This is a genomic window from uncultured Pseudomonas sp. (assembly GCF_913774235.1).
In the GTDB taxonomy this organism is placed as follows: Bacteria; Pseudomonadota; Gammaproteobacteria; order Pseudomonadales; family Pseudomonadaceae; genus Chryseomonas.
In genome coordinates, this window is sequence record NZ_CAJYDW010000012.1 from 228598 (window position 1) to 247237 (window position 18640).

Annotated in this window: 14 protein-coding genes and 1 tRNA gene; 5 read left to right on the top strand and 10 right to left on the bottom strand. The window is 66.9% G+C overall.

Annotated features, from left to right (window positions below; translation table 11 throughout):
• Window positions 1-113: 113 nt before the first annotated feature.
• The 5 genes from QZ471_RS10575 to QZ471_RS10595 form a co-directional block, all read right to left on the bottom strand.
• Window positions 114-815, bottom strand: a complete 702-nt coding sequence (locus tag QZ471_RS10575; protein WP_295463434.1) for an ATP-binding cassette domain-containing protein — start codon at window positions 813-815, stop codon at window positions 114-116.
• A gap of 11 nt (window positions 816-826) precedes the next feature.
• Complete coding sequence (gene livG, locus QZ471_RS10580; RefSeq protein ID WP_295463436.1) at window positions 827-1594, bottom strand: high-affinity branched-chain amino acid ABC transporter ATP-binding protein LivG; 768 nt, start codon at window positions 1592-1594, stop codon at window positions 827-829.
• Window positions 1591-2847 carry a high-affinity branched-chain amino acid ABC transporter permease LivM gene (locus QZ471_RS10585; protein ID WP_295463438.1) on the bottom strand — a complete coding sequence of 419 codons (1257 nt, stop codon included), beginning with the start codon at window positions 2845-2847 and terminating at the stop codon, window positions 1591-1593. Before QZ471_RS10585 ends, livG begins: the two co-directional genes overlap by 4 nt.
• Entirely contained in the window at window positions 2844-3767 is a 924-nt protein-coding gene (gene livH / locus QZ471_RS10590; RefSeq protein WP_059226430.1) for a high-affinity branched-chain amino acid ABC transporter permease LivH, read from the bottom strand. Before livH ends, QZ471_RS10585 begins: the two co-directional genes overlap by 4 nt.
• A 114-nt stretch (window positions 3768-3881) precedes the next feature.
• Window positions 3882-5003 (bottom strand): branched-chain amino acid ABC transporter substrate-binding protein, encoded by a 1122-nt coding sequence (locus QZ471_RS10595; RefSeq protein ID WP_295463441.1) that lies wholly within the window; start codon window positions 5001-5003, stop codon window positions 3882-3884.
• Window positions 5004-5216: 213 nt separating this feature from the next.
• On the opposite strand from QZ471_RS10595, the gene QZ471_RS10600 reads away from it, so the two are divergent.
• Window positions 5217-5534: a DUF2288 domain-containing protein gene (locus QZ471_RS10600; protein WP_295463443.1), complete on the top strand. Its 318-nt coding sequence runs from the start codon at window positions 5217-5219 to the stop codon at window positions 5532-5534.
• Window positions 5535-5577: 43 nt separating this feature from the next.
• On the opposite strand, the gene QZ471_RS10605 is transcribed toward QZ471_RS10600, so the two are convergent.
• Window positions 5578-6564 carry an aldo/keto reductase gene (locus tag QZ471_RS10605; protein ID WP_295463445.1) on the bottom strand — a complete coding sequence of 329 codons (987 nt, stop codon included), beginning with the start codon at window positions 6562-6564 and terminating at the stop codon, window positions 5578-5580.
• A gap of 109 nt (window positions 6565-6673) precedes the next feature.
• Here QZ471_RS10605 and QZ471_RS10610 point away from each other — a divergent pair, with 109 nt between their 5' ends.
• From QZ471_RS10610 to QZ471_RS10620, 3 genes are all read left to right on the top strand, one after another.
• On the top strand, window positions 6674-7561 hold the full coding sequence (locus QZ471_RS10610) for a LysR family transcriptional regulator (RefSeq protein WP_295463447.1): 888 nt from the start codon (window positions 6674-6676) through the stop codon (window positions 7559-7561).
• 89 nt (window positions 7562-7650) lie between these two features.
• Window positions 7651-9564: a selenocysteine-specific translation elongation factor gene (gene selB, locus QZ471_RS10615; RefSeq protein ID WP_295463449.1), complete on the top strand. Its 1914-nt coding sequence runs from the start codon at window positions 7651-7653 to the stop codon at window positions 9562-9564.
• A gap of 9 nt (window positions 9565-9573) precedes the next feature.
• Window positions 9574-9669, top strand: a tRNA-Sec gene (locus tag QZ471_RS10620).
• Window positions 9670-9686: 17 nt separating this feature from the next.
• Here QZ471_RS10620 and QZ471_RS10625 read toward each other — a convergent pair.
• The 3 genes from QZ471_RS10625 to QZ471_RS10635 all read right to left on the bottom strand — a co-directional run bounded on the left by QZ471_RS10625 (window position 9687) and on the right by QZ471_RS10635 (window position 13029).
• Entirely contained in the window at window positions 9687-10844 is a 1158-nt protein-coding gene (locus QZ471_RS10625; protein ID WP_295463451.1) for a Fic family protein, read from the bottom strand.
• Between the two features lie 689 nt (window positions 10845-11533).
• Complete coding sequence (locus QZ471_RS10630) at window positions 11534-12127, bottom strand: LysE family transporter (RefSeq protein WP_295463453.1); 594 nt, start codon at window positions 12125-12127, stop codon at window positions 11534-11536.
• On the bottom strand, window positions 12124-13029 hold the full coding sequence (locus tag QZ471_RS10635) for a TauD/TfdA family dioxygenase (protein ID WP_295463455.1): 906 nt from the start codon (window positions 13027-13029) through the stop codon (window positions 12124-12126). Before QZ471_RS10635 ends, QZ471_RS10630 begins: the two co-directional genes overlap by 4 nt.
• A gap of 137 nt (window positions 13030-13166) precedes the next feature.
• Between QZ471_RS10635 and QZ471_RS10640 the strand changes: the two genes are divergently transcribed.
• On the top strand, window positions 13167-14087 hold the full coding sequence (locus QZ471_RS10640; protein ID WP_295463457.1) for a LysR substrate-binding domain-containing protein: 921 nt from the start codon (window positions 13167-13169) through the stop codon (window positions 14085-14087).
• 28 nt (window positions 14088-14115) lie between these two features.
• On the opposite strand, the gene QZ471_RS10645 is transcribed toward QZ471_RS10640, so the two are convergent.
• Window positions 14116-18150, bottom strand: coding sequence for a bifunctional nitrate reductase/sulfite reductase flavoprotein subunit alpha (locus tag QZ471_RS10645; RefSeq protein ID WP_295463459.1), 4035 nt, complete (start codon window positions 18148-18150; stop codon window positions 14116-14118).
• Between the last annotated feature and the right edge of the window lie 490 nt (window positions 18151-18640).

Below are 18640 nucleotides of genomic sequence, written 5' to 3' on the forward strand. Positions count from 1 at the left end.
GGCCGCTCCTACAAAAGCGCCACCCCCTGTAGGAGCGGCCCATGGCCGCGATGAGAGCCCTAACGAAGGCGGCCGCATCGGCGGACCGCCATGGCCGCGATCAAACAAACAGCTCAACCGCCCAGATAGGCCTTGCGCACGTCCGGGTTGGCCAGCAGCTCGGCGCCGCTGTCCTGCATGACGATGCGGCCGTTCTCCAGCACGTAGCCGCGGTCGGCCAGCTTGAGCGCCTGGTTGGCGTTCTGCTCGACCAGGAACACCGTCACCCCATCCTGGCGCAGCTGTTCGATGATCTCGAAGATCTGCTGGATGATGATGGGCGCCAGGCCCAGCGAGGGCTCGTCGAGCAGCAGCAGGCGCGGCTCGCTCATCATGGCGCGGCCGATGGCGAGCATCTGCTGCTCGCCGCCGGACATGGTGCCGGCGCGCTGGGCATAGCGTTCCTTGAGTCGCGGGAAGAGGCCGAGGACCTTGTCCAGCTGGCGGTCGTAGGCGTCCTTGTCGGTGAAGAAGCCGCCCATGGCCAGGTTCTCTTCCACGGTCAGGCGGGCGAATACCCGTCGGCCTTCCGGCACCACGGCGATGCCCTTGCGCATGATCTGCGCGGTTTCCTGGCCGACCAGTTCCTCCCCTTCGTAGCGGATGCTGCCGCTGTGCGCGCGCGGGGTGCCGCAGAGGGTCATCAGCAGGGTGGACTTGCCGGCGCCGTTGGCGCCGATCAGGGTGACGATCTCGCCCCGGTTCACCTGCACGCTGACGCCGTGCAGGGCCTGGATCTTGCCGTAGAAGGTGGAGACGTTGTCGAACTGCAGCATGGAGGTCTCCATCAGGATTCGCCCAGGTAGGCCTTGATCACGTCGGGATTGTTGCGGATCTGCTCCGGCGTCCCGTCGGCCAGGGGGGTACCCTGGTTGATCACCACGATGTGGTCGGAAATGCTCATCACCAGGTGCATGTCGTGCTCGATCAGCAGCACGGTGACGCCGTGCTCGGCGCGCAGCAGGGCGATGAGCGCCTTGAGGTCCTCGGTCTCGCGCGGGTTGAGGCCGGCGGCCGGCTCGTCGAGCATGAGGATCTGCGGACGGGTCATCATGCAGCGGGCGATTTCCAGGCGGCGCTGCTGGCCATAGGCGAGGTTGCCGGCGTTGCGGTTGGCGAACTCGGTCAGGTTGACCTGCTCCAGCCAGAAGCGCGCATAGTCCATGGCCTCGGCTTCGCTCTTGCGGAAGGCCGGGGTCTTGAACAGGCCCGCCAGGAAGCCGGTGTTGAGGTGCCGGTGCTGGGCGACCAGCAGGTTCTCCACCGCGGTCATTTCCTTGAACAGGCGGACGTTCTGGAAGGTCCGCACCACGCCCTTGCGGGCGATCTTGTGCCCCGGCAGGCCCTGGATGGCCTCGCCATTCAGCAGGATCTCACCGCCGGTGGGGCGGTAGAAGCCGGTCAGGCAGTTGAACACGGTGGTCTTGCCGGCGCCGTTGGGGCCGATCAGGGAGACTACCTGGCCCTGTTCCACGCGGATATTGACGCCGTTGACGGCCAGCAGGCCGCCGAACCTCATGGACAGGCCGGTGACGTCGAGAAGGGCTTGGCTCATTTGCGCAACTCCAGGTGCGGGCGTTGCATCGGGAGCAGGCCTTGCGGACGCCAGATCATCATCACGACCATCAGCAGGCCGAACATCAACATGCGGTACTCGCTGAATTCGCGCATCAGCTCCGGCAGCAGGATCATCACGATGGCCGCGAGGATCACGCCGAGCTGGGAACCCATACCGCCCAGCACCACGATGGCCAGGATGATGGCCGATTCGATGAAGGTGAAGGACTCCGGCGACACCAGGCCCTGGCGAGCGGCGAAGAAGCTGCCGGCGAAACCGGCGAAGCAGGCGCCCAGGGTGAAGGCCGAGAGCTTGATCAGCGTCGGGTTGAGGCCCAGGGCGCGGCAGGCGATCTCGTCTTCGCGCAGGGCTTCCCAGGCGCGGCCGATGGGCATGCGCAGCAGGCGGTTGATGACGAACAGGGTCAGCAGCACCAGCAGCAGGGCGATCAGGTAGAGGAAGATCACCTTGTATTCGGAGTTGTAGGGGATGCCGAAATACTCGTGGAAGGGCGTCATGCCTTCCGGCGCGCGCCGTTCGAAGGTCAGGCCGAACAGGGTCGGTTTCTCGATCCCGCTGATGCCGTTGGGACCGCCGGTCCATTCGGTGAGGTTGCGCAGCAGGATGCGGATGATCTCGCCGAAGCCCAGGGTGACGATGGCCAGGTAGTCACCACGCAGCCGCAGTACCGGGAAGCCGAGCAGGAAGCCGAACAGCGCCGCCATGCCACCGGCGATGGGCAGGCACACCCAGAAACCGAAGCCGTAGTAGTGGGAGAGCATGGCGTAGGTGTAGGCACCGACGGCGTAGAAGCCGACGTAGCCCAGATCCAGCAGGCCGGCCAGGCCCACCACGATGTTCAGGCCGAGGCCGAGCATCACGTAGATGAGGATCAGGGTGGCGATGTCCACCGCGCCGCGCGAGCCGAAGAAGGGCCAGACCAGGGCGACGAGGACCAGGGCGAGGATCACCCAGCGCTGGGTCTTGGGTTCGGTGAGCTTGGTGCCCAGACCGGTGTGCGGCAGCTGGATGCCACCGCTGCGACGCCAGCCGGCGGTGACCTGGTCACGCACCAGTTGCCAGACGAACATCAGCGCCGCGGCCAGGGCGACGGTCCAGAGCGTGCGCGGCGTGGCGCCGTGCACTTCGAGGTTGACGCCCACCGTCTCCAGCTTGAGGCCGAGGATGGGATAGGCGACGGCCAGCACCAGCAAGGCGCTGAAGAAGGCGGTGCGCAGACGGGCAGTCATACCTTTTCCACCTCCGGGCGACCGAGGATGCCGGTGGGGCGGAACAGCAGCACCAGCACCAGCAGGCTGAAGGCCACCACGTCCTTGTACTGGTCGCCGAAGACGTCGGCGCCGAAGGCCTCGGCCACGCCCAGCACCAGGCCGCCGAGCATGGCACCGGGAATGCTGCCGATGCCGCCGAGTACCGCCGCGGTGAAGGCCTTGATGCCGGCCAGGAAGCCCAGGCTCGGGTTGATCACGCCGTACTGGATGCCCAGCAGCACCGCGGCCACGGCGGCCAGGGTGGCGCCGATGACGAAGGTCAGGGCGATGATGCCGTTGGTGTTGATGCCCAGCAGGTTGGCCATCTTGATGTCCTCGGCGCAGGCGCGGCAGGCGCGGCCCAGGCGGGAGCGGGAGATGAACCAGGTCAGGCCGAGCATGGTGAGCAGGGTGACGATGAAGATCAGCACCTGCACATAGGAGATCACCACGCCGTTCATGGCGTCGGTGCCGATGATGAAGTTGCCGGGCAAGAGGTTGGGGATCGACTTGTCCTTGGAATCCTGGGCCAGCAGCACCCAGTTCTGCAGGAAGATCGACATGCCGATCGCCGAGATCAGCGGGATCAGCCGGTTACCGCCGCGCAGGGGGCGATAGGCGATGCGTTCGATGCTGTAGCCATAGGCGCTGGCGATGACGATGCTGGCGGCGAAGGCGGCGAGCATGACGATGGGCAGGCTGTGGATGCCCAGCATGGCCAGGCCGGCGATGGCGATGAAGGCCACGTAGGAGCCGATCATGTACACCTCGCCGTGGGCGAAGTTGATCATGCCGATGATGCCATAGACCATGGTGTAGCCGATGGCGATCAGAGCGTAGGTGCTGCCGACCGTGAGGCCGTTCACCAGCTGTTGCAGGTAGTGGTAGAACTCGGGCATGGGTGTCTCCAGGGGACGCATGAGCACTTCTGGTGCGGGTCCCAGGCCTCGGATGGAGGCGGATAAACGAAGCCCACCGCCGTTGGCGGTGGGCTTCGGTGTCACAGGTAGGGCTTACTTGGCTTCGGTCTTGGTGCCGTCGGCGTGCCATTCGTAGACGACGAATTCGAAGTTCTTCAGGTCGCCTTTCTCGTCGAACGCCAGCTCACCGGTGGGGGTGTTGAAGGTGTTGGCGCGCAACGCCTTGGCCACGTCCTCGGGCTTCTCGTCGCCGGCCTTCTCGATGCCTTCGGCGATGACCTGCACGGCGGCGTAGGAGGGGAACACGAAGGGACCGCTCGGATCCTGCTTCTTGTCCTTGAACGCCTGCACCAGGGCCTGGTTCTTGGGATCCTGGTCGAAGGAGCGCGGCAGGGTGACCAGCAGGCCTTCGGAGGCCTTGCCGGCGATGGCGGAAATGGAGCTGTTGCCCACGCCTTCTGGACCCATGAACTTGGCGGTCAGGCCCTTCTCGGCGGCCTGACGCAGGATCAGGCCCAGCTCGGGGTGGTAGCCGCCGTAGTAGACGAAGTCCACGTTGGCTTGCTTGAGCTTGGCGATCAGCGAGGAGAAGTCCTTGTCGCCGGAGTTGATGCCTTCGAACACGGCGACCTTGACGCCCGCCTTGTCCAGGGTCTGCTTGACCGCGGTGGCGATGCCTTCGCCGTACTGCTGCTTGTCGTGGATGACGGCGACGATCTTCGGCTTGACGTGCTCGACGATGAACTTGCCGGCGGTCGGGCCCTGCATGTTGTCCAGGCCGATGGTGCGGAAGATCAGCTTGTAGCCACGGTTGGTGATGTCGGGGCTGGTGGCCGCCGGAGTCACCATCAGGATGCCTTCGTCCTCATAGATGTCGGAGGCGGGCTGAGTGGAGCTGGAGCAGAGGTGACCGACGACGAACTTGATGCCATCGTTGACGATCTTGTTGGCAACCGCCACGGCCTGCTTGGGATCGCAGGCGTCGTCGTAGACCACGCCTTCGAGCTGCTTGCCCTTGACACCACCGGCCTTGTTGATCTGCTCGATGGCCATCTGGGCACCGATGAACTCCATGTCACCGTACTGGGCGACCGGACCGGTCTTGGGGCCGGCCAGGCCGATCTTCAGGGTGTCGGCCGCCAGGGTGTGGGTGGCCATGCCGGCGAGGGCCAGGGCCGCGACCAGGCGGGAGAAACGCAGGGTTGCCTTTTTCATGAGTGCTCCACTCGGAATGCTTTTTTAATGAGGCAGTTGGACGCGAAAGTGTGCCGATTTTGTTCGTTATGACGCGCTGCGCAGTTTAATCACCGTCCGTTCCTCTTGGAAAGCTGGCCATGACAACTCGTCGGCTACGGATGCCGCGTGTCCGGGCGCTCGGCAAGCGGGGAGGGGGCCGGTAGAATCCGCCCTTTTCGCGAGACCCGCACCATGACCGATCACGCCACGCTCTACGCCACCCTGCTCGGGCAGACCGCCGCTATCGGCTGGGAAGAATTGCAACCGCATTTTGCACGGGGCGTGCTGTTGGAGGTGGCGCCGGAGCTGGACCTGATCGAGGCGGCCATCGCCGTGACCCAGGACGATGCCGCCCGCGTCGGGGCCTGGCTGCAAGCCGGGCAACTGGCCAAGGTCGACGAGGCCCGGGCGCTGCGCCGACTGGAGGCGCCGGAAGTGGCGCTGTGGGCGGTGGTGGTGGCGCCCTGGGTGCTGATGCAGGAACGTCCGGCCGAGCGCGCGGCGGACTAGAAGCGCAAAAGCCCGCACGAGGCGGGCTGATGAAGGCTGTGGATCAGCGTTCGCTGTCGAGATCGCGCAACTGGTGCTCCCCATAGCGATCGCCGGCCACCGCGCCAGGTGGCAGCAGCCGTTCCAGTTCGGCGCGGTCGGCGGCGCTGAGGGGTACCTCCTGCGCACCGAGAGATTCGGCGAGCTGATCGCGCCGCCGGGCGCCGACCAGGGGCACGATATCCTCGCCCTGGGCGGCGACCCAGGCTATCGCCAGCCGGGTGGGCGTGGTGCCCCGGGCTTCGGCGAAGCGGCGCAGCTCCGCCACCAGCGCCAGATTGTGCTCGACGTTACCCGGCTGGAAGCGCGGGCTGTGCCCGCGGAAGTCGCGGCCGCCGGCGGGCTGGCGCCAGTGACCGCTGAGCAGACCGCGAGACAGCACCCCATAGGCGGTAATGCCGATGCCCAGGTCGCGACAGGTCGGCAGGATCTCGGCCTCGATGCCGCGGGAGACCAGCGAGTATTCGATCTGCAGGTCGCACACCGGATGCACCGCGGCCGCCCGCTTCAGGGTCTCTGCGCCCACCTCCGACAGGCCGATGTGGCGCACGTAGCCGGCCTGCACCAGCTCGGCGAGGGCGCCCATGGTGTCCTCGATGGGCACCTGGCGATCCAGTCGAGCCGGGCGATAGATGTCGATGTGGTCCACGCCGAGGCGCTTGAGGCTGTAGGCGACGAAATTCTTGATCGCCGCGGGGCGGGTGTCATAGCCCAGCCAGTCGCCGCCCGGCCCGCGCAGGGCGCCGAACTTGACGCTGATCAGCGCCTGGTCGCGGCGACCGCGCAAGGCCTCGCCCAGCAGCAGCTCGTTGGCGCCCATGCCATAGAAGTCCCCGGTGTCGAACAGGGTAACGCCCCGCTCCAAGGCGGCATGGACGGTGGCGATGGCCTCGCCGCGATCGGCGGGACCATAGAGGTCGGACATGCCCATGCAGCCCAGACCGAGCGTGGATACCTGCGGGCCCTGGCGGCCCAGACGACGCTGTTGCATGACGGAATCCTCGTGTGGAGTTGAGCCTTCACTCTAGCCGCGGCAGTGTTGTGCGATAATCCGGTTCTGACACAACGCCCTGTTCGCCTAGTCGTACAATGGACACGCCTTGAATCTGGATGACCTGGCGGCCTTCGCCGCCGTGGCCGAGGCCCGCAGCTTTCGCGGCGCGGCTTATGTGCGTGGCGTGGCCGCGTCTTCGCTGAGCGATGCCGTGCGGCGGCTGGAGCGGGAGCTGGACGTGCGGCTGCTGCATCGCACCACCCGTAGCGTGACGCCCACAGCTGCCGGCCAACGACTGCTGGAGCGCCTGACCCCGGCCTTACGCGAGGTGCGCGGCGCGCTGGATGCCATCAATGCCGAGGGCGAAAGCCCGGTGGGCGACCTGAGGCTCAACGTGCCCACCATCGTCGCTAGGGTACTGCTGCCGCCGCTGATCGGCCCCTTCCTCGCCCGCCATCCTGGCATCCGCCTGGAAGTGGTGGCCGACGACCGGCTGATCGACGTGCTCGCCGCGGGTTTCGACGCCGGGGTGCGCTACGACGAGCACCTGGAAGGCGACATGGTCAGCGTGCGGCTGGGCCCTGCCACCCAGAGGTTCGCCGTGGCCGGAACCCCCGACTACCTGGCGCGCCATGGCGTACCGACGCATCCCGCCGACCTGGTTCGGCACTCCTGCATCGGCCATCGCTTCGCCAGCGGTCTGGTGGCGCAATGGAGCTTCGAGCGCGGCAGCGAAGTGATCAACGTCCAGCCGGGCAGTCGCTTGCTGGCCTCGGCGCTGGATCTGGAGCTGCAGGCCGCCCTGGAGGGGGTCGGCCTGATCTGTTCCTTCGCCGACTATCTGCGCGAACCCCTGGCCGATGGACGGCTGGTGGAGGTCCTGGCGGAATGGTCCACGCCCTTTCCGGGTCCACGGCTCTACTATGCGGATCGCCGCCAGCCGCCGGCGCCGCTGCGGGCCTTCGTGGCCTTTCTGCGCGAGCGCAACGGCTAGGCGCCATCGTCGGGCGCCGCTACCCTGGGGTTCTGCCTGCCGCTCGGAGCCGCCATGACGTTCCCGTTTTCCCGCCCGGTCTCCCGCCCATGATCATCGGTACCGCCGGCCACATCGACCACGGCAAGACCGCGCTGATCCAGGCCCTTACTGGGGTCGCCGGCGACCGCCGTCGCGAGGAGCAGGCGCGCGGCATCACCATCGACCTGGGCTACGTCTATGCCGACCTGGGCGATGGCCAACTGACCGGCTTCATCGACGTGCCCGGCCATGAGCGCTTCGTGCACAACATGCTGGCCGGCGCCAGCGGCCTGGACCTGGCCCTGCTGGTGGTGGCGGCCGACGACGGCGTCATGCCCCAGACCCGCGAGCACCTGGCGATCCTCGAACTGCTCGGCATCCCGCGGGCACTGGTGGCCCTGACCAAGGCCGACCGGGTGAGTGCCGGGCGACTGGCCGAGGTGCGCGAGGACGTGACGGCGCTACTCGCCGCCGGTCCCTTCGCCGGTGCGCCGCTCTATCCGGTCGCCAGCCCCAGCGGCGAGGGCATTCCGGCCCTGCGCGCGGCCCTGCTCGCAGGCCTGGGGGAGGCGCGCATACGCAATGCCCGCGGCGGCTTTCGCCTGGCGGTGGATCGGGTGTTCAGCGTCGCCGGGGCCGGGGTGGTGGTCACCGGCACTGCCTTCGCCGGCCAGGTGGCGGTGGGCGATGAACTCATCCTCACCCCGCGCGGCCAGCGGCTGCGGGTGCGCGGTCTGCACGCGCAGAACCGGGCGGCCGAACAGGCCCATGCCGGGCAGCGTGTTTCCCTCAATCTGGCGGGTGAGCGGCTGAGCACCGACAGCCTCGCCCGGGGTGACTGGTTGGTGGCCGAGGCGCTGCACGCCCCCACCACCCGCATCGATGTGGAGCTGCAGCTGCTGCCGGGGGAGCCGCGCAACCTGGCGCACTGGACGCCGGTGCACGTCCACCTCGGCGCCCAGGACCTCACCGGACGGGTCGCCCTGCTGGAAGGCGACAACCTCGCCCCTGGTGCCACGGCCCTGGCGCAGCTGGTGCTCAATGCGCCGCTGCACGGCGTGCATGGCGATCGTCTGGTGCTGCGCGACCAGTCCGCCCAGCGGACCCTGGGCGGTGCCCGGCTGCTCGATCCCTTCGCCCCGGCGCGCCATCGCCGCACGCCCCAGCGTCTGGCGCAGCTCCAGGCGCTGCGTCAGGGCGGTCTGGAAGAGGCGCTGCCGGAACTCCTGGCGCAGGCCGGGGGCGGTCTCGATCCGCGGCTGCTGGCCCGACAATTCAATCGCCCCGAAGGCGACTGGCAGTTGCCGGCGGATACCCTGAGGATCGACACCCGGGTCGGTCCCCGGCTGTTCGCCGCGTCCCTCTGGCGGGCCGCCCTCGAACGCCTGGGCGAGGCGCTGGCCACCTTCCACCAGGAACAACCCGACGAGCTCGGCCCGGATCGGGATCGTCTGCGCCGCATCGCCGCGCCCGATCTGGAGCGGCCCGTCTACCTGGCGCTGCTGGAGACAGCCCTGGCCGAGGGGCGCCTGCAGAGCAGCGGTCCCTGGTTGCACCTGCCCGACCACCGGGTGCGCCTCACCGCGGCGGAGGAGGGGCTCAAGGCCCGGCTCTGGCCGCTGCTCATGGCCGAACGCTTCGATCCGCCCTGGACCCGGGATCTCGCCAAGGCTCTCGGCCAGCCCGAGGCCGAGGTGCGGCTGCTGCTGCGCAAGCTGGCACGGTTGGGGGAACTGACCCAGGTGGTCAAGGATCTCTTCTATCCCCAGGCGAGCCTGGAAGCCGCGGCCGGCGAGGCATTGCGCCTGGAGCGCGAAGCAGGGATCATTCGCGCCGCGGCCTTTCGCGATGCCCTGGGCATCGGTCGCAAGCGCAGCATCCAGATCCTCGAATGCCTGGATCGCATCGGTTTTACCCGTCGCTTCGGCGACGAGCGCCGGGTTCGCCCGGACAGCGCCTGGGCTCGCGCCGCCGAGGACTAGCGAGACAGAGGAAGGCAATCACGCCCGGTGGCGTGGCCGGGCTTCAAACCCGGTTGGGGACGGCAGCCGTTCCCGGGTGGGTTCGACTCCCACTGCCTTCCGCCATTTCTTTCGGGTAAGCCCTAGGGTCGCAGTACCGGCGCTGGGACAAAGCCTTCATCGGTCAGGGCGGCCATCACGCCGCGTACCAGATAGTTGTTTCTGAAGCCCAGGGTGTATTGCCTGGCGTTCGCGCTGATGGGCAACAACATGCCATTGCTCACTAGTTTCTTGATCTGATAGGTCCGTTGGGCGGCGGTGAGACCCTTTGGCAGGGCAGGGGTCAAGTCTGCGGATTTGACTTGGCCGTGTTTGATCGCCAGTTTCAAAACCGCTTCTTCCACAGGGGTGATCCAGCCTCGCTCGCGGGCGAGCGCCACGGCCGGATTGAGAATGCGCTCCTGCAGGTAGCGGTAGTCGGTCAGTCGGTCGACCTTTTCGATTTCTTCCCGGATGCCTTGCAGCACATAGGTACACCAGGCCTCGCGACCTTCCAAGGTACCTCTGTCGGCAGCGGACAGCATCGCGTAGTAACGTTCACGATCATTGCAGAAGACCGCGGTAGGGTTCAGCAACCGATTGGCCGTACCCACGTTGAAGCCGTACTTGATCAGCAGTGCATAGGTGAGCAGACGGACGACTCGCCCGTTACCATTGCCAAAGGGGTGAATCCAGCCAAAGCGATGATGGGCCAGGGCGACCTTCATCAGATCGTACTTCGGTGGATCGGCGCGATTGATGAAATCGACCAGCTCGCCCATGTATTCCGGGACGATTAAGGCATCCGGTGGGCGATGATCGGACTGCCCGATCAGAACCGGCTGGGTTCTGTAGGTCCCGAGCGTTCTGTCGCCCTCGCGCTCTAAGTCCACTACCGTGAGGGCATGTAGCTCGCGGATGAAATGCTCCGTCAGCGGTGTCCCTGGCAAGGTGACTTCTTCGACGTAATCCATGGCTGCTTCGATATTGGCGACCTCCCGCAACTGGTCGCTGGCCTTCTGTCTCCCCGCTACCTTGCTGTCGACATAGTCGGCCAGCGTAGTGTGATTGCCTTCGATCCGCGCCGAGCCCAGGCTCTCCAGGATATGGAAGATCGACTTGAGCTGGAAAAAGACCTGGGGTGGCGTGCTTCCTGCCAGATTCAGTCGCCGCAAGTATTCCAGCTCGGCCAGTACATCGACCAAGGGCGAATCGAAGGAAGGATTGAGCAGTTCGAGGTCGTGGTGAAGGAACGTAGGCATGCCGAGATTATCTCGAGTAGGCTGAAGCGATATCTTTAAATATACGTCTGGAATCCTCGTGGATCGCGATATGCAGAAATCTGCAAGGAAAATTATCTCTAATTTCTACAGGGTACAAGTAGAGGGTACCGAGCACGAAGAAAGGTCAGCCAGTGTCTATCTGACGTTGGTGCCACGTTTTATCGGTAGCGACTGCTGTCATCAGCCTGTTTTTCCAACAGAGTCAGGTATCTGGCGTTCGTGGTTGAAAAACCCTCTCTTCCGCGATTTCCCGCTATGTCGAAAAGGATAGCCATATGCGCCGGCCCGGGGTTTCATACCGTCTTCACCACCTGGGTATCCCCACCACCGAGATCATGCCGGGCGCGCGCTACGCAGCCGGGATCGGGATGTATACCAGCGATGACCTCAGTGGTCCGGTGCCCATCCAGTGGCACAGGTTCACGCCCGACTCGCCGCTGCATCCGCTGATCAAGACCCAGCCCCATGTGGCCTACCAGGTCAGCGACCTGGCGGCGGCGCTGGTTGGCCAGACGGTCATCCTCGGGCCCTATGAACCCATCGAGGGCTTTTGGACCGCCATGATCGACCATGGTGGCCTGCCCATCGAATTCATCCAGACCGAGTTGAGCGACGAGATCATCTGGAGCCGGGCGCGTAGCGGCCGCCAGGCACCGCTGTATGAGTCCTCAGCTGAGGGACAGGGCACGCAGGCCCAGGCCGACGGAGGCCAGGCCGATCAGGCAGAGGGCGGTGCTGGGCAGGCGCTGGGTGAGCCGGCTCAGGCGAGTCAGCCGGTGCATATGACCGGCCAGATGGCCGTAGGTGACCAGTACCGCCAGGTCGATGGCGGCCCAGATGGCCAGTAGCGGCAGGGCCTGTTGTTCGAGGGGCACCTGCAGGGAGATGAATGCGGGCAGGAAGGCCACCAGGAAGAGGATGTCCTTGGGGTTGGAGAGGCCCACGAGCAGGGCGCGGCCGAAGCTGCCGCGCCGGGTGCTCGGCGACTCGTCGGCCGGCGCCTGGAACAGCCGCACGCCCAACCAGAGCAGATAGAGACCGCCGAGAATCTGGCCGGCCAGCAACAGGGTGGGGCTGATGCCGATGGCCAGGTGGATCAGGGTCAAGGCCAGTACCAGCAGGACCTGGGCGGAGAGCAGACCGCCGAGGATCGTCCACCAGGGGAAGCCGTGGCGACCGTCGGCGACGACCAGGGCGACGATGGGGCCTGGCGAGGAGATCAGCAGAAAGACGGTGATGGCGAATCCGAGGTATTCGCTCATGGGCCTGGGGGCCTCAGACCGATGATCCGCGAGGGTTCGCCCGTCTCGCCGATCAATTGGCGCTGATGGCAGACGGCGAAGGTGCGCTGAATCCAGCGATCCTGGCCATCGAACTGCGCCTGGAAGGCGCTGCGAGCGTGGACCGCGCGGCGATTGTCGATGATCAGCAAGTCCCCGGCGGCGAGACGTACCGGCTGGGCGACGCTCCAGGTGATTTCCTTGATTTCCTCGATCAGCCGCTGCATCCGGGCCGAGCGGGCGAGCATGAAATGCGGATCGAATCTCAGGTAGGGCCTGCTGCGCTGGCCGTAGAGGATCGGCTGGTAGCGACCCAGGTCGATCCGACAGTTTTTCTCATTCACGCAGTAGTCGGAGAGGAAGTTGAAAGATTCCTCGAACAGCAGGGCGGTGGTGTCGGCATCAATCACCTGGAGCATCCGGTCCACCGAGGCGATGTAGGTGACGGCATCGTCCTGGGGCGCGCCTCTCAGGCAGAGCAGCGCGAGGAAGTCCGGCGGGACCTCGTGGAAGGCATTCTCGGTATGCAGTTCGAGTTCGGTGTCGAAGCTGTCCGAAGAAGGTTGCCGGGCCCTGGCGGCCTGGGGAAAGAAGTTGTTGATCAGGCTGCCGTCGCTTTCCTGGGGATAGCCGACGGGATCACCCAGCAGGGCTGTGGCCTGCAGCAGCAGGAGCTCGCTGCGGTAGTCCGGTTTGGCGAGGGTGGTGCGATCGGCGGGCGTGGGCGGGACGTCGCCGATGTCCTGGTCGGGCAGCAGCAGGAAGCCCTGGGGATTACCGAAGATGCGGAAATGCAGCAGGTCGGCGATGGCAGCGGCCGAGAGCTCGCCATGACGGATGGCCTGGTCCAGCAGAGCGTCGAAGGAGACTGATCCCAAATACATGCTGTGTCTCGATGAGCTTTTGGCAGTCATGACGCGCCGAGGCGTCAAGGACGGCCATCATCCGGTGCTGGACGCTGGGGAAAAAACGGATAAAACTCGGAGCAAGGATGATTCAGACTCATCATCGAGAACCAGGGATGTCCCGCCTTCCGCCGCTCTATGCGTTGCGTGCTTTCGAAAGTGCGTCGCGGCAACTCTCCTTCACCCGTGCGGCGAAGGAATTGAACATCACCCAGAGCGCGATCAGTCGCCATATCAAGACGCTGGAGCAGGACCTGGGCTGCCTGCTGTTCGAGCGCAAGGGGCCCAACCTCAAGCTGACGCCGACCGGGCTGATCCTGGCCAAGGACCTGAGTTCGGCCTTTGCCGACATGCAGGGCGTCTGCGATCTGGTGCGTAGCGGTCGCGGCTGCCTGCGGCTGAAGGCACCCTCCACCCTGACGATGCGCTGGCTGATGGGCGCCATCGAGGCGCATCGGGTGGCGACGGGGGAGAACCGCGTGCAGCTGACCAGCGTGTGGATGGACATCGATTTCGTCGATTTCCGTTCCGAGCCCTATGACTGCGCGGTGCTGCTGGCCGATGGCGAATTCCCCGGCGATTGCGACTGCGTCCGGCTGTTCGATGAGTGGCTGGTGCCGGTCTGCGCGCCGCGCTATCGCAGCGCCTGCGACGGCGGGGACCCGATCTTCAGCGGCGACGGCCTGCTGCATGCGTCCCATGACTGCCGCGACTGGCGCCTCTGGCTGGACCGGATCGGCCGGCTGGCCGAGGTGAACTGGCATGCCGGCAAGCGCTTCGAAACCCTGGATGCGGGCATTTCGGCCGCGGTCCAGGGCTATGGCGTGGCGATCGGTGATCTATCGCTGGTTCAGGAGCAGATCGCCAGCGGGCAACTGGTGTTCGCCAATCGCGCCGTGGTGCGCTCGGGCCTGAGCTACTACCTGGTGTGGCCGCGGCGCAGCGAAGCCCATGATGCCCTCGCCGGGTTGCGCGAGCATCTGCGTGCGGTGGCGCCCGTTCTGCCGGTGCAGCAGGGGCTGACCTTCATCGAGTGAGCGGCTGGCTCAGGGCGGCAAGCCCCACTCAATACACATCCTTCAGATAGCGCTTCTGCTCGCTCATCCCACGCAGGTATTCGGCGGCGGCTTCCTCGCCGAGCTGGCCGTGGGTCGCCACCACCTGGCGCAGGGCCTGGTCGACGTCCTTGGCCATGCGGCTGGCGTCGCCGCAGACATAGACGCGGGCGCCGTCCTGCAGCCAGCGCCAGACCTCGGCGCCGCGTTCGCGCAGCCGATCCTGCACATAGATTTTCTCGGCCTGGTCGCGGGAGAAGGCCAGGCTGAGTTCGCTCAGGATGCCGTCGCGCTGGAAGGCCTCCAGTTCGTCGCGGTAGTAGAAGTCGTGGGCGGCGTGCTGTTCGCCGAAGAACAGCCAGTTGCGGCCGTTGTCGCCCCGGGCGCGACGCTCGTGGAGAAAGCCGCGGAAGGGCGCGATGCCGGTGCCGGGGCCGATCATGATCAGCGGCACGTCGCTCTGTTCCGGCAGGCGGAAATGGCGCGAGGGCTGGATAAGCACCTCGGTGGTGGCGTCCTGCAGGCGGTCGGCGAGGAAGGTGGAGGCCACGCCCTTGCGCTTACCGTAGCGCACCGTCGAGACGGTGAGGTGTACCTGGCCGGCATGAGCCAGGGGGCTGGAGGCGATGGAGTAGAGCCGCGGCTGCAGGCGCTTGAGGCTGCCGAGCAGTTCCTCGGCGCCGAGGCGGGCGGGGAAGGTGGCCAGGACGTCGGCCAGTTGCCGGCCCCAGAGCCAGGCCTTGAGTTCGTCGCGGGCGGCGAGCAGGGCCTGGCAGTCGGTGCGCCCGCTGCGTGCGGCCACCAGGGCCAGCGTCTCGGGACTGGGGCGGGCGATCTCGTAGTGCTCGGCCAGGGCCTGGCGCAGGGACAGCTCACCGACCTTGGGCACGCTAACGGCTTGCTCTCCGTCCAGTCCGGCCAGGGTCAGGATTTCCTCCACCAGTTCGGGGCAGTTGCGCGCCCGCACGCTGAGGGCGTCGCCGGCCTGGTAGACGAGGGATTGCTCAGCCGCGAAGCCGAACAGCCGCACGTCCTTGTTGGACCCTGCGCCGTTGAGTCGCTGGTTGATGACCAGGCGTGCCGGTACGGCGGCAGGACGACTCGTCGTGGTCGCCGGGCTGGCGGAAAAGACGGGCGGCGCGCTCGGCGCCAGTTGCTGCTGCAGCGTGGCCAACCAGGCGTCGGCACCCTCCAGGCCGTCGGCATCGCAGTCGAACCGGGCGCACAGGCGGCGAGCGCCGAGTTCGGCCAGGCGGGCATCGAGGCGCTGGCCATGGCCGCAGAACTGCTCGTAGGTGGAGTCGCCCAGGGCCAGCACGGCGTAGTCCAGCTCGGCGAGGGAGGTGTCCAGGCGGCTGAGGCCCTGCCAGAAGACCTGGCCATTGTCCGGTGCTTCGCCATCGCCGAAGGTGCTGCTGACCAGCAGGATGCGGCGAGCACCGGCCAGGCGTTCCACGGCATAGGCGGCCATGTCGTGCAGCTCCACGCTGAGACCGGCTTGGCAGAGGCGGGCGACGCAGCGCTCGGCCAGGGCTTCGGCGTTGCCGGTCTGGGAGGCCCAGAGCACCACCAGGTCGGCCGCGGTGGTGGACGTCTGAGCCAGGCCGGCGGCCTGGCCTTCGGGCAGGCGGCTGAACAACCCGGCGAGCAGGCCATCGAGCCAGAGGCGGGTATCGGCGGCCAGGGGGGCCTGGGCGGGCAGGCAGGGTACGCCCTGGGCGCCGCTATCGCGCAGGCCGTCCATGAAGCCGGCCAGGTAGGTGCGTTCGGCGGCGCTGAGCTGAGGGCGCACCGCGCTGGCGACGCCGGTGAGCTCAGCCAGGCGCTCGAGGGCGGGTAGCCGGCGGGGCTCCACGGCGGGCTCGTCGGTCGGCAACTGGCGATGGGGAATGGTGGCGACGCGGGTCAGGCGCACGGCGCAGACCTTGAGTTCGGGCTGCTGGGAGAGCGGGTCGATGGCATCGCTGGTGACGGCGTTGATGGCCAGGTCCGCACCGTGCACGTCGGCCCAGTGGAAGGGCGCGAAGCAGTTACCGGGCTGCACCCGGTCGCTGATCGCCACCGGCAACACGGCACGACCGCGGCGGGAGGTGATTTCCAGGCGGTCGCCGTCCTTGAGGGCCAGCGCCTGGGCGTCCTGGGGATGCACCTCGACGAAGGGCGCCGGGTTGAGGCGATTGAGGGCGGCGATCTTGCCGGTCTTGGTCAGGGTGTGCCACTGGTGCTGCAGGCGACCGGTGTTGAGTACGAAGGGGTAGTCGTCATCGGGCAATTCCGCCGGGTCCAGATGCGGACGGGCGAAGAAGTGCGCCTTGCCGCTGGCGGTGGCGAAGTTGAGTGCGGTCGGCTCGCCGGACTCGTCCAGGCGCAGGGTCTGGCTGCGGCCATCGTTGCGATAGCGGATCGGCTGACGCGGGCTGCTGTCCGGGCTCGGGCAGGGCCATTGCAGCGGCGTCTCGCGCAGGCGGGCATGACTGGCACCGCGGATGTCGTAGCCGGTCTGGGGGTTGTGGAACTGCTTGATCTCCTCGAACACCTCGGCGGCTGAGGTGTAGGTGAAATGCTCGCCATAGCCCATCGCGCAGGCCACGTCGGCAATGATCCGCCAGTCGGCCCGGGCCTCGCCGGGTGGGGTGACGGCCTGGGGCGCCAGGGTCAGGTTGCGTTCGGAATTGATCAGTACCCCATCGGCCTCGGCCCAGAGGGCGCCGGGCAGCAGGATGTCGGCGTATTTGTTGGTTTCGGTATCGAGGAAGGCGTCCTGGGTGATCACCAGTTCGGCGGCCTGGAGACCCCTGATGACGTTGGCGCGGTTGGCCACGCTGGCCACCGGATTGGTGCAGATGATCCAGCAGGCTTTCACCTTGCCTGCGGCCAGGTCGTCGAACAGGGCGACGGTGCCCTGGCCCAGGCGGGTGTGCAGGGTGCCCGCCGGTACGCCCCAGGCCTGCTCGACGAAGCTGCGGTCGGCAGCGGACAGCACGCTGCGCTGGCCGGGCAGGCCGGGGCCCATGTAGCCCATCTCGCGCCCGCCCATGGCGTTGGGCTGGCCGGTGAGGGAGAAGGGCCCGCTGCCGGGGCGGCAGATCTTGCCGGTGGCCAGGTGCAGGTTGCACAGGGCATTGGTGCTCCAGGTGCCGTGGGTGCTCTGGTTCAGGCCCATGGTCCAGAGGCTGGTCCATTCACCAGCTTCGCCGATCCAGCGCGCGGCGGTGCGGATGTCGGCTTCGGCCAGACCGGTCTCCGCGGCGACCCGCGCCGGGGGATAGTCGGCGAGCAAGGCGGGCATGGCGTCCCAGCCTTCGGTGTGGGCGGCGATGAAGGCTTCGTCGAGGTAGCCCTCGGCGTGCAGCAGATGCAGCAGGCCGTTGAGCAGCAGCAGGTCGGTACCCGGGCGTAGTTGCAGGAAGAGATCGGCCTTCTCGGCGGTGGCGGTACGCCGCGGATCTATCACGATCAGCTTGGCGCCGCGCTTGACCCGATCCAGCAGGCGCAGGAAGAGGATGGGGTGGCAGTCGGCCATGTTGGCGCCGCTGACCAGGAAGAGGTCGGCGCGGTCGAGGTCGTCGTAGGAGCCGGGCGGGCCGTCGGAACCCAGGGACAGCTTGTAGCCGGTGCCGGCGCTGGCCATGCACAGGCGGGAGTTGGATTCCAGCTGGTTGGTGCCGATGAAGCCCCGCGCCAGCTTGCTCGCCAGGTACTGGGCTTCCAGCGACATCTGGCCCGACACATAGAAGGCGATGGCGTCGGGCCCGTCGCGTTCGAGGATGGCGCGCAGCCGCTCGGCGGTGGCAGTGATGGCCTGGTCCATGCCGGTCTGCACCGGTTCGTGGGAACGGTCGCCCCTGATATAGGCGTGCTCCATGCGGCCGCTGTCCACCAGCGCCTGGTGGCTGGTGCTGCCCTTGGTGCAGAGCCGGCCGCGATTGGCGGGATGGTCGCGATCACCGCTTACCTTGGTCACTCGGCCGTCTTCCACCTGCATGACGATCCCGCAGCCGACGCCGCAGTAGGGGCAGACGCTCTTGAGGTGGTTGGTGGCCATGGCAGATTCCCCGAAAGACCAGAAAGCAAAAAGGCGCCGGTCGCACTCCCCGGAGGGAGGCGAACACGGCGCCTTTGTCGTGAGCGGGAGCGATCTGCGTTGACCGCTCCGTGCCGGGGAAGTAGCAAGGCCCGCGCCAGCTTGCCCTGAGCGCGAGGCCAAGGCGCGCCAGGACTGCTCTGGCGCGTGCTGAAGGGGGTCTGAAGCGGAGGGAGCGCCCGGGTCAGGGGTGCGCTGCGACGGGGCAGCAGCAGGCGTCGTTGCACCGTTCTGGTTCCATCTGGTCGTGCACCTCCTGCGGCTCGAAGGCGGCTATTGCGGGTTGCAGACCGCGCCAGCCCTGGATTTCCAGACGCCTGAGCAAAACTGGCACAGCCGATGCAGATGCCTTGGCAGACCCGCCACCTCGGGTCGCCCGGTCGATCAACGGCGATCGACTGCCACTGCAGGCAACGGGCACGGAGACGAGCCAAGCGCTCCTCCTTACAGA